Raw genomic sequence first — 10,305 nt, forward strand, 5'->3', positions numbered from 1 at the left:
GTTGCTGGGGACCAACCCCATCACCGCTATGCAGGGACAGACGACGGCCGAGGCACCGACCAAAAGCTTGACACAAAACGACTTACGCTGATGTGTGGGTGCATCCTCGGCATGCGGATCCCGGCGCTGGCTGCGAGGTGCTTGAGCCGGCGGGTTGCGGCATGCCGGTCCATCCGCGCCCCGAGGGTGTTGCGCAGGATCGGACCATCGAGGCGGCCGTCGACGGCACGGTCTACGGCCCTGGCCACGGCGGGCGGGAGCGGGACGAGGACGACCTTGCCGCCCTTGCCGCGCACCCGCAGGACGCGATGGCCGTGTTCCTCTCCGAGGTCGCCGATGTTGGCGCCGCAGGCTTCGAAGATCCGCAGCCCAAGCAGGCCGAGCATGGCGATCAGCGCGAAGTCGTTCGGGTTGGCCGACTGCCGTGCGGTGGTGATCAGGGCTTCGAACTGTAGGTGGCCCAGCCCGAGGGTGGGTGATTCGGGTGGCACGACCGGTCTGCGGACGTAGTCGGCCGGTGAGTGCGGCAGGATGCCGTCGATGACGCAGACGCGGTAGAAGCCGACCACCACCGACAGGCGGCGGGAGACGGTCGAGGGCTGAAGGCGGCGTACGTCCTGGAGCCAGCGCACGTACCGCTCGATGTCCACGCGAGCAACCGACAGCGGTTCCAGGTCCTGGTCAGTGCACCAGGTCAGGAAGACGCGCAGGTCGGACTCGGTGTGTAGCCGCGAGTCACCGCGGTACCGACCGAGATAGGCAGACATCGCCGCACGGAGAACACCCGATCAGGAGAGACGACACCGGGAACGGAAGCGGGAGAGGTAGTCATACCTCACGGTCCGTCACCATTCACAGTCAGTGCCAACGCCCTCGGCGCGGCAGATGCGTGCGTTCGTCGTCCGGCAAAGTCGCGGCGCGGGCGTCAGCTCAGGGAACGTCGGGATCGGGGTGCTCGGCCACGAAACGCTCACCCGTTTCGTCGTCGACCAGCGAGTTGTCGACCAGCCATTCAACCGCCCGCCGCTTTGCGCGCACGTCGCGGAAGGCGTACCACGCCGGCAGCAGGTGCGGATACTGCTCGTGCAACTCGTTCTTGAACCGGCGGAAGGCACCCTTGCCCTGGATAGCTCGCGCGAGTCGGCGGCCGGCCGCCGCATCACTGATCTTCTCGGCGAAGTCGGCCATGTCCTGGTACCAGACGTAGGACGGCAGCGGGTCGATGCCCACCAGGTCGAGGTCGTCAAGGTCGACGGGCGTGTGTCCGTCGATGCCGCCGTCCGTCGTCCAGAACACGGTCTCGCCGGTCTGCGGGTTGATCAGCCATCGGTGCTCGTAGTCGGTCTGGTCCTCGAGCGCGGTGGCGATCTCCTCCAGGTCTAGCCTGCTCAGGTCAAGCATCCGGCCACCATAAACCCCGGTTTCTGTCCGCGCTTCGGCCAGCGACAGCGCGACCAGCGGCAGATGAGGATGCTGGCAGGCCGTACATCATGATTGGTGCTCGTGGACGCCAGTGATCCCTACACGACTATCACCGAGCCGACGTTCGTGGCGCGGTTCCTCCTCGGGCCGGACCCGGGCGCCGTGAGTACGGTGGCCAACGTCGACGCGTTTGTCGACCTTCCGGACGGCTCCACGTGGGCGTTGACGATCTTCACCGTTGACGAGGTCGGCCGCTTGCTGGCACGGTGGAAGGAGACCGGCGAGGAGGCGAACGGCAGCTACTTCTGGGCCGTCGACCAGCTGATCGTGCCGGTGCCAGGCGTATCGGCAATGACTGCGGCGATCCGGGAACTCGTGCACACCGGAGACATCACGAGAGCGGGCGTTCGATGCGAAGACCGGGACCCAGACGCCTCGGCGACCACCGAGGAATGACCCTTCGGCTGCTGCGTCGAGCCCGATCAGCGGCAGATCCGTGCGCCTGACGCGCGGCGGCATCAGAGGTGCGCAATCTGACCTCGGCCCGATGGACGGCCGGCGGTGAAGCAGGACAGGCGGTGGCGTCAGGCGTACTGTTCGCGTCGCTCGTGACATCCTCGGGCCGCGTCACGGTGGTCAGGATCGTCACCGGCACCGCGGGCCCGGGTCGCCTGGACCAGTGGATGCCAGCAGTCGGCCGAGCTCGGGTTGCGGCCAAGACGCTGGTGGTCGAGGCCGGCCCGACGAGCTCCGCGAATTCTGGATCGGGCTTGTCACGATTGGTGCTCGGCCGGACATGGAGTAGACGTGAGTTCCGGGGCTGAGCACGAGGACCGCTTCAGACGCGTCTACGCGGTCAACTTCGAGCCGCTGCTGGCGTACGCCATGCGGCGCGTCGGGCAGCCCGAGGACGCGGCCGACGTGGTCGCCGAGACCTTCCTCGTCGCTTGGCGGCGCAGCCGTGACATGCCGCCGGAGGCCGAGGCCCGGCTGTGGCTGTACGGCGTGGCCCGGCGGGTGCTGGCCAACCACCACCGCGGCGGAGTCCGCCGGGAACGGCTGGGTGAACGGTTGCGGCAACGGCTCAAGGTCGCCGTCGCCGTCGACCCGGGCAGCGAGGTGCCCGACCGGCTCACGGTCCAAGCCGCGCTGGCCCGGCTGGGTGAGTTGGACCGGGAGGTGTTGATGCTGACCTTCTGGGAGGGCCTGGAGCCGCGCGAGGCCGCTGCGGTCCTTCACGTGAACCCGGCTGCGGTCCGTACCCGGCTGTCGCGTGCCCGGGCCCGGTTGCGAGAACTCGTCGGTGACGACCTCGGCCCGCCCGGACATGTACTCGACGTCATGGCCGTACGCACCTCGGAGGAGGGCAGATGACCGACGAGCACCTCGACCGGATGGTCCGAGACGCCGACCCGTACCGACCCGGTGTCATCAGGCACCTCGACGGGGCCGCGCAGAACCTCGTGGAGGAAATCATGTCCGTGCCGACCCTCGACCCCGTCGCCGAACCGCCGGGCAAGCGCTTCCGGGCGCGCCGCGGCGTGATGAGCGGCCTCGCCGGCGCAAGCGTCGCGGCCACCCTTCTCGCCGGTGTCCTGACCGTCTCGATCATGAAGTTGGACCAGCCGGACGGGCACCCGACGACCCCGGCGATCACCTCCGAAGCGACGGACCCGGCCGCGTATTCGGCGATGGTGCTCAAGGCGGCCGAGGAGAACCCGCGGCTGCTGATCGACCAGCCCGGCTGGAAGGCGACCACGGTCTACGGTTTCGCCGAGAAGACGGGCACCATCGCGTTCAGCGACGGCGAACGGCAGGTGGAGATGAACTGGTACCCGGCCGGCCAGTACGACGGCTACCACGAGGATCGGCTCCACGTCAGCAAGCCGGAGCCGGTGAAGGTCGACGGCTGGTCGGCGGACCTGTTCCGGTACAGCGCCAGCGACTTCGCGGTCATGCTCCGGCCCCGCGACGGTTCCTTCGTCGAACTGCGTACCGGGGGCACCTGGACGCGGAGCGAGTTCGATCGGGTTCTCGCCGACGTGGTGCGCGTCGACGCTCGTACGTGGCTGGCGGCGCTGCCGACGGAGATCGTCACGCCGGAGCGGGTGGACGAGCAGGCGGCCAAGGTGCTCGCCGACGTGCCGCTCCCTCCCGGCTTCGACACCACCACGCTGGGCGACCTCGGCACCAACGACGCCTACCAGTTCGGCGCCAAGGTGACCAGCCGGGTCGGCTGCGGGTGGATCGCCGAATGGCTGCGCGCGAAGAAGGCCGGCGACGACGCCGCCCTCCGACGGGCCGCTGACGCGTTGCGCAGCAGCCACAAGTGGACCGTGCTGCACCAGATGAACGACGAGGGTGACTGGCCGGAGGCGTTCTGGGAGACCGCCGACAAGGTGGCCGCCGGAAAGCCGCCGGCCCAGTACCAAGAGGCCCTGGGCTGCGAGTAGCCGTCCCGGATCGCCGAACAGCTTTCGGGCAGGGCGCTGGGGATCAGCCGATCCTCAGCGCCCGACGCCTGCCCCGCGTCTCACACCGGAGGGCGGCATCGGCGGGGATGAAACGGCTAGTGTGAAGCCACACCGGACTTGCCATCGATCTCTGCGCCGAACCCAGCGGGCCCTGTTGCGCCCGGGAGACCGGATGAGCGACACGGCACCGGACTTATCGAGGCGTTGACTCTCGTGGGTGCCGCTCCGATCAGGGCGATGATCCGTACGGTGATGACGGACCTCACCGGCGACCTTCCGATCTGCGCCAGGAACCTCGCCCTGCCAATCTTCGTCGCCGTACAGTGGGGAGCCGACCACGGCATCCAGGGCGCGGAGAAGGTCGCCGCGATGGAGCGCCGCGCCCACGCCGGCTGGCGTCGCCGGCGGCGGGTTGTAGAAGACCTGACGCTCGTGGCGCACAAAGCACATCTTGCTCGCCGGCCAATCGGCGCGGTCAGGCGGCTGGTGGCCAGGCGCACTCATCTCGGCAGATCAGGATGCCGAGCGGTAGCGGCCGCCGCCACGCTCCGCCACGCGCGGATCGCGGCAGAAGCGGTCGTGTCTGCGGCGGCGGGAGCCGAATGGATGGCTGGAGACCCATGGGATCATGACGTCATGTCGACCCAGCATGATGCCGGTGACGCTCGGGCGACCGACCGCGCCCGAGGAGTTCCAGATCGTGGTGGTTTATGGGGAAGTCTGCGGAAGTTCGGTTCGGCCGGCGGGGCTTTCGGCCGCCGGCGATCCGGTCTGGTGTTCCTGACCTGCCTAGCGCTGGTAGGCGGACTCTCCGTGGTGGCGGCTACTGTCCGGATCAGCTCGTCACTGATCGAGACAGCGGAGCAGGGCGTGGCCGAGGAGAGCGCGGTCGAGGTCACCTACTGCGCGGGATGGGATCCGGGGAGCCGAAGGCCCGTCGGCGTGATGGGTGTGGAAGGGGCGCGCAAGCGCGATTCGGCCGGAGAGCCTTACGCGGTGCTGCTCACCGCCGACGCGCGGCCGAGGGCGCTGCTGCAGATCGACTGGGGGCGCCATTACCTGGGCCTGTTCCTCTTCGACGAGCACGGCCGCCGCGACCGTGCCTATGACTACCGCGAGCTCGAGCCGGGCCTGCTCGATCTGCGCCACTACGAGCAGTGGCGCTACGCGTCTGCGGACGAGCCGGAATTCCCCGAGCGCGGCTGGCACTTCACCCTCACGGCCCGACCGGACAGTGACACCGCCGATGTGCAGCTGGACCATGGCGGCCTTTTCCAGACCAGCCACGACATCCCGGAGCGGCACCGCACCCTGCGCAGGGCCCCGTTCGGCGACTGGACGGCGTACGCGGACGGCCGGATGCTCGGTTTCAAACGCAGTGCCGGCGACGTGACGCTCGTACCCGCCAGGCACAAGGAAGACCAGGAGCACCGGGAGGCCGCAACGCCGCTGTGGGGGGCTCCGTCGGGCCTGCGCCCCCGCCATCTGGAGGCGCTGTTCACCCCGGGCAGTCGGTTCACCGACACCGAGTTCGGCGTCGCGATCGTTACCGAACCCCAACCCGCCGGGGTGCTGCGAGTGCCTACCGGCGCAGTGATCGCCGCCGACCCAAGCACCCTCGGCAGCCGCGATGAGCCGTACACGGTAATGGTCCCGGCGGGAGACCACCCCCTGCTGATCGCCGGCATGCGGTGGGAGAGCGAAGGCTGGAACGAGACGACCGCCGCCATGCTGCGGATCCTCGACAAGCCGCCCACCGCGAGCTGGGAACTCGCGGTCCGTCCCGGGCAGGACATACGGCTGCTCGGCGACGACGAGTTCTACGGCTTCGGAGTGGACACCGGCATGGGCGCATTCCTGGACGCGTCAGGGCGGGACGCCCTCGCCGCAGCGTACGAGCACCGGCAACAGAGCGGCGCCCGGGACGATGACAAGGAGACGGAGGCCGCCGACCCGGCCACCGGCACCAATCTGATCGCCTACCCGAGCGGGAGAGGCGACGGCTCCTACCCGGTCTGGATCGGCCGCACCGCCGACGGCGAGGTCACCTGCCTGGTGGCCGACATGCTCGTCCTCCACGACATGAGGCCCCTGCCGCCCACCGCACCCGACACCACCGTCTTCCTCACCCCAACCCCGACGGGCAGCGGCGTGCGACCGGAGCCGAAGCCAGCAGACCCCGAGGCAACCGCCGAGTTCCTGGCCACCGTTGGTGCCAGCATCGCCGCCAAGAAGGAGCAGGTCAGCCGTCGCTGACGCACCGCCCGCCCAACGGCGTCCGCGTCCTGGCGAAGCCCGTCGGCGAGTCCAGGCCGAAGGCCCCGGTCCGCCCCGCTGATCCGACCGGACAAAGAGGTCCTAATAGCGGCAGTCGGCATGCGCGCCGCCGGTCACCGTGCCGGCCAAACGTCCTCATCTCGGCAGATCCGGATGCCGATAGAGCCTGACACGTCGAGTGGAGGGTGGTACCGGCATAGCCAGAAGCCATCCCTGTTGTAGCGGATCACGTCGCCACCCGGCTACCGAGCGGAGACCACTGGACGTTTAATCCATACATGTTGATGCTGGTTAACCTAGTTCTTCGGTCAGCGCTGCTACGAACACCGCAGCCAGAATGCTGGCGGGCCGATTCGACCCCTCCGTGGGCCGCCCCGTAGACGTCGCAAGCTCGGTACCGTAGCGAGGTGATTCCAGCGTGCCCCGAGTGCCACTCGACGGGCGTCCCTCTGCTCTTCGGCCTGCCGGTGCCAGAAGCGAGAGATGCCGCCGCCGACGGCGAGCTTGCGCTCGGCGGGTGTTTGCTCCCCGAAGAACCGCCGCCGAACTGGCAATGCCCACGGCAGCACCGATGGCGCGACGCCGATGAGAAGACGTGGCAGAACCAGCTCCTGGCCGTGCTGCTCATACACGGGTACACCGAGCCGGACGGCGACGCTTGAGCTAGCGGCGGCATGAGTGCGTGACCGACCACTAGCAGCGCACCCGTGTCGGTGGCGGTCCGCCTACCTGCTTTCGATGCCGGTCGCGCTCTAGGACATCGCTCCGTCGTTGGCTGCCCAGCGCTGGTCGCCACATTGGGCACCCGACGGGGTACTACGGCCCTGCTCCGTCACGACGTGCCGACATACTGATCAGGTGGACGAGAGCGTTGAAGCAGCGATCGAGGCAGTCCGTCGCTACGCCGCCGCCCTGGAGCGCATTCGGTCGCGCTTGCTCGACGCCTACCCGGCCTTCGACTGCGTCTCGGATCTGATGACGGCAGTCAGGCACGCGCGAACGCTGCCTCGGGAGGGCAAGTCAAGCACGGGTATCGAGTACTCGGTCCACGGCGCAGGCTGTCGCATGACTGATGAGCAAGGCCAGGAGGTCGACATCGACCTGGTCGACGACGCCGAGGCGTTCGACACCTGGCGCATCAAATGGTTCCTGGACGAACAGTCCGACGCCCGCCCTTCCGTTGAGGAGCTGCAGACGGCCTGCTCCTACCTTTCCCGGCTGGGCCAACTGCGAGAAATGCAAGCCGGCCGCTGGTACGCCCTGCCAGGACCGCTGAACTCGTGCCGTTGACCGCCAACTCTGAGGGACGAGGGTCACCGTCGCGGGACGACCGCAACACTGGCGGCAGGAGGGTCACGGCTCGTGTCCGCTCGTGCCCCTGTAGCGCACCGGCTACTGGCACGAGGGTGGCACGGAGTCGTTCGGCTCGGCCGCTGAGGGCCGCGCACATCCAGACTCAAGGCAGTTGCGGTAACCGCGTCCCAGAAGATCGAATGCTGGTGTGAGCAGATTCGCGGTAGTCGTCGTGCTGGCCGCCGACGCCCATGATGTGATGGCCCCACTAACCCATCACAACGGCGGCACACGTCCGTGGAACAACACCTTTGTACCCATCGAGAGCCAATGGCCAGGTACGTTCGGCCGCGGCTGGGCCGCCGAGTTCACCCACCGGCACCACTGGGCTGAACTATTGGAGTACTTGCAGGCCCTCCCCTGGCCGCGCCCCGAGACGGTGCAGGTGCTGATCCACGACGAGGAGGACGACTGCTTCGGCCTGTGGATGCTGTACGACGGCAAGCTCATCGAAGTGCCACTCCCTCGTACCGAGCGATACATCGAACAAAGCCCGACGTCCGGGAGTTGTTCGTCGGACATCAGCTATCTGCACCGCACAGACACCGCCCTGCCGACGCCCAATATGCCTACAGTGCACCGTTCGACTCCGTAGCCCTCGACGAAGTCACGCCTTCAGAGGAGCGGAAGGCGGCATGCTGGCCGGGACCAGGTCGGCGCCGATTGGAGCGAGCCGTAGCCTTTGGACGACTGGCCGGACGCGCCCATGACGTGCTCATCGCCCGCCAGGACCAGTTCTCCCTGGCGGAGATCCAGCGTCGGGTGTCCGCCGGCCGGCTGGGCATCGACGCGGATGATATCGGCGGTTGCCGCGTAATAGCGGCTAGCCACCCGAAGCAACTCGCCGAACGGCTGACCGCGTACCTGCTGCATTGAAGAGCTAGCAGACCGTCCCAGGGACCTAGGCTCAGCATTTCGACGGGCCGCATCGCTGCCTGAGCTCTACGTCCTTCGCTGCATCTGTCTCTCGGCCGTTGCGGCTACCGTCACGGCTGTGGGCGACGTGGAGTTGATCGGGCATGAACTGATCGAGCCGTGTCTGGAGTGCGGCGCTCTGACCGCTGGTGAGGTCACAGAGACGATCGACGGGGACAGGCTCGCCTGGGCAGTCTCGACTCGGTGTGGCGGGTGCGGCAGTGCCGTGGAGGTGGATGGTTGGGGTGAGATGCCCGGCATCGTGCGGGAGGCGCTCATCGCCCGTGTCGGCCTGGTCCGGCTGCAAGCCGATCCGGCTGCCAGCGGCCGGCTGCGAGTCCGTCTCCTCGCGGCGTTCCGCAAGGGCGGGGCCACGATCAGTGACGCGGCTGGCGCATACACCGCGCTGACCGGCCTCGGCATCACTGGCACACCCTCTGAGATGAGACTGCTTGCCGACCGGCTTACTGCAGCAGGCGCGACCGTATTGCTGACACCACAGGTCAACGGCAGGTGAGCGCGCCGGCATGCGACTGCTCAACGCGTGGATCGCGGCAGATGTGCGCGCCACGGGCGACTGGGCACGGACATCGCGACATTGCACCGAACGCCGACGTGCGCACAGAAACCGGGTTTCAGCTTTCGACGCGTCGGAAGTCGCTTCGGAAGACACCGTACTGGGCGGGCGTCACCCAGCAGCTAAAGCGCTGGCCGACCAGGTCGGCTGCGTCGATCTCAAGCTGCATCGCCAAGACGGCGGCGTCGGTCCGATAGACCTTTGAAGGATCCGCAGCTGTTTGGAAGTTCGCGATTCCTCCGCGCACGCCAACGACCGTGTAGTCAATCCGTCGGCCGGTTTCCGGGGCCGGGCCATCAAGCCACTGATGTGTGTGCCTGCCGTCCCTTGACTGGCCACAGACACCACACCTGGGGACATCGGCAGGACCGATCACGGCGTGGACCGTATCGCTGCACCGTCGCCGCTGCAAGCCTCGAACAACCCAGTGGGCTGTCGGGCTTGCGCGGCCTCTCTGCCGTCTGATCCCTTGGTCGAATGCGCTCTTCTCAGCACGTCCGCGCGCCGCCACCCGTGGACCGCGGCCACCCCGAGGTGATCGACGAACCGTGGTTCGCCACCGGCCGCGGCCGGCAGCGCTCCGTGACGCGCGGTCCGCGGCATGAGCGAACGTCGAGAGGCGCCGTCACAGGCCGATCGGTCTGTAGTTCAATGCCGCGTCGACGATGGCGGCGGGTGACGCGTCGATCAGCTCCGGTGGTGGCCAGAAGATCAGATCGGTGACTCGTGGGTGCAGGACGTTGGTGGCCAGCAGCAGAACGTAGTAGTCGATGTCGTCGTCGGCTGCCTGTATCCGGCGGACAATCTCGATCAGCTCGTCGCGGCTGATGTTGGCGACCTTCGGCCTTGCCGGTCGGGCGGCTTCGAGCGCGAAGTCCGCGACGTTTCGAGACTTCCAGTAGGTAAGGAAGTGATCGGCGTCGTAGTCATGGCCGGTTTCGGCGTTGAATCTGGCGATCGCTGCGTCGGCCGACTCGCCGCGCTCCAGCAGCCTTGCGATGGTCTCGATGGCGGCACACAGCTCTGCGATGCGCTGTGGTCCGACCACCGGCGGGCAGAGCTCGGGGCGCAACTTCATCCGAACATTGTCCCGGGGCCGGCCAGCGTCCTCTACTGAGCACACTCGCACGCTCATCGACACGCCCGGATGGCACCCGGCCAGCTCGGCTTGACGCTGCGTAATGCGCGGATCGCGGCTACCTATTGACTGGTGCTACGACCGCAGCCAGGCCAGGCTTGGTCGAGGTGACCGGCGGAGTCGCTCTCATCGCGGCTGCCCACCGCAGG

The 10,305-nt window shown here is 67.9% G+C and carries 12 protein-coding genes; 8 read left to right on the top strand and 4 right to left on the bottom strand.

Translation table 11 applies throughout. From position 1 onward, the window contains the following. Positions 1-26 precede the first annotated feature (26 nt). On the bottom strand, positions 27-767 hold the full coding sequence (locus M2302_RS32735; RefSeq protein ID WP_280841659.1) for a tyrosine-type recombinase/integrase: 741 nt from the start codon (positions 765-767) through the stop codon (positions 27-29). 163 nt (positions 768-930) lie between these two features. Beyond that, on the bottom strand, positions 931-1,401 hold the full coding sequence (locus M2302_RS32740) for a UPF0158 family protein (protein ID WP_280841660.1): 471 nt from the start codon (positions 1,399-1,401) through the stop codon (positions 931-933). A gap of 96 nt (positions 1,402-1,497) precedes the next feature. On the opposite strand from M2302_RS32740, the gene M2302_RS32745 reads away from it, so the two are divergent. The 6 genes from M2302_RS32745 (at position 1,498) to M2302_RS32770 (ending at position 8,121) form a co-directional block, all read left to right on the top strand. Beyond that, entirely contained in the window at positions 1,498-1,878 is a 381-nt protein-coding gene (locus M2302_RS32745) for a hypothetical protein (RefSeq protein ID WP_280841661.1), read from the top strand. Between the two features lie 351 nt (positions 1,879-2,229). Beyond that, entirely contained in the window at positions 2,230-2,796 is a 567-nt protein-coding gene (locus M2302_RS32750; protein ID WP_210778089.1) for an RNA polymerase sigma factor, read from the top strand. Beyond that, positions 2,793-3,875, top strand: coding sequence for a hypothetical protein (locus M2302_RS32755; RefSeq protein ID WP_280841662.1), 1,083 nt, complete (start codon positions 2,793-2,795; stop codon positions 3,873-3,875). The genes M2302_RS32750 and M2302_RS32755 overlap by 4 nt, the downstream gene beginning before the upstream one ends. A gap of 258 nt (positions 3,876-4,133) precedes the next feature. Next, on the top strand, positions 4,134-6,152 hold the full coding sequence (locus M2302_RS32760) for a DUF4241 domain-containing protein (protein ID WP_280841663.1): 2,019 nt from the start codon (positions 4,134-4,136) through the stop codon (positions 6,150-6,152). Positions 6,153-7,031: 879 nt separating this feature from the next. Then, positions 7,032-7,463 carry a hypothetical protein gene (locus tag M2302_RS32765; RefSeq protein ID WP_280841664.1) on the top strand — a complete coding sequence of 144 codons (432 nt, stop codon included), beginning with the start codon at positions 7,032-7,034 and terminating at the stop codon, positions 7,461-7,463. Positions 7,464-7,674: 211 nt separating this feature from the next. After that, positions 7,675-8,121 (top strand): hypothetical protein, encoded by a 447-nt coding sequence (locus M2302_RS32770; protein ID WP_280841665.1) that lies wholly within the window; start codon positions 7,675-7,677, stop codon positions 8,119-8,121. A 20-nt stretch (positions 8,122-8,141) separates the two neighbouring features. Here the strand turns inward: M2302_RS32770 and M2302_RS32775 are convergent, their stop codons facing one another. After that, positions 8,142-8,399 carry a hypothetical protein gene (locus M2302_RS32775; protein WP_280841666.1) on the bottom strand — a complete coding sequence of 86 codons (258 nt, stop codon included), beginning with the start codon at positions 8,397-8,399 and terminating at the stop codon, positions 8,142-8,144. Positions 8,400-8,520: 121 nt separating this feature from the next. Here M2302_RS32775 and M2302_RS32780 point away from each other — a divergent pair, with 121 nt between their 5' ends. Further along, on the top strand, positions 8,521-8,958 hold the full coding sequence (locus tag M2302_RS32780) for a hypothetical protein (protein ID WP_280841667.1): 438 nt from the start codon (positions 8,521-8,523) through the stop codon (positions 8,956-8,958). Positions 8,959-8,968: 10 nt separating this feature from the next. After that, positions 8,969-9,223, top strand: a complete 255-nt coding sequence (locus M2302_RS32785; protein WP_280841668.1) for a hypothetical protein — start codon at positions 8,969-8,971, stop codon at positions 9,221-9,223. A 420-nt stretch (positions 9,224-9,643) separates the two neighbouring features. Here M2302_RS32785 and M2302_RS32790 read toward each other — a convergent pair whose 3' ends face one another. Further along, positions 9,644-10,096: a hypothetical protein gene (locus M2302_RS32790; protein ID WP_280841669.1), complete on the bottom strand. Its 453-nt coding sequence runs from the start codon at positions 10,094-10,096 to the stop codon at positions 9,644-9,646. Between the last annotated feature and the right edge of the window lie 209 nt (positions 10,097-10,305).

Origin of the sequence: Micromonospora sp. A200 (genome assembly GCF_029893845.1) — a bacterium.
Lineage (GTDB): Bacteria > Actinomycetota > Actinomycetes > Mycobacteriales > Micromonosporaceae > Micromonospora > Micromonospora purpureochromogenes.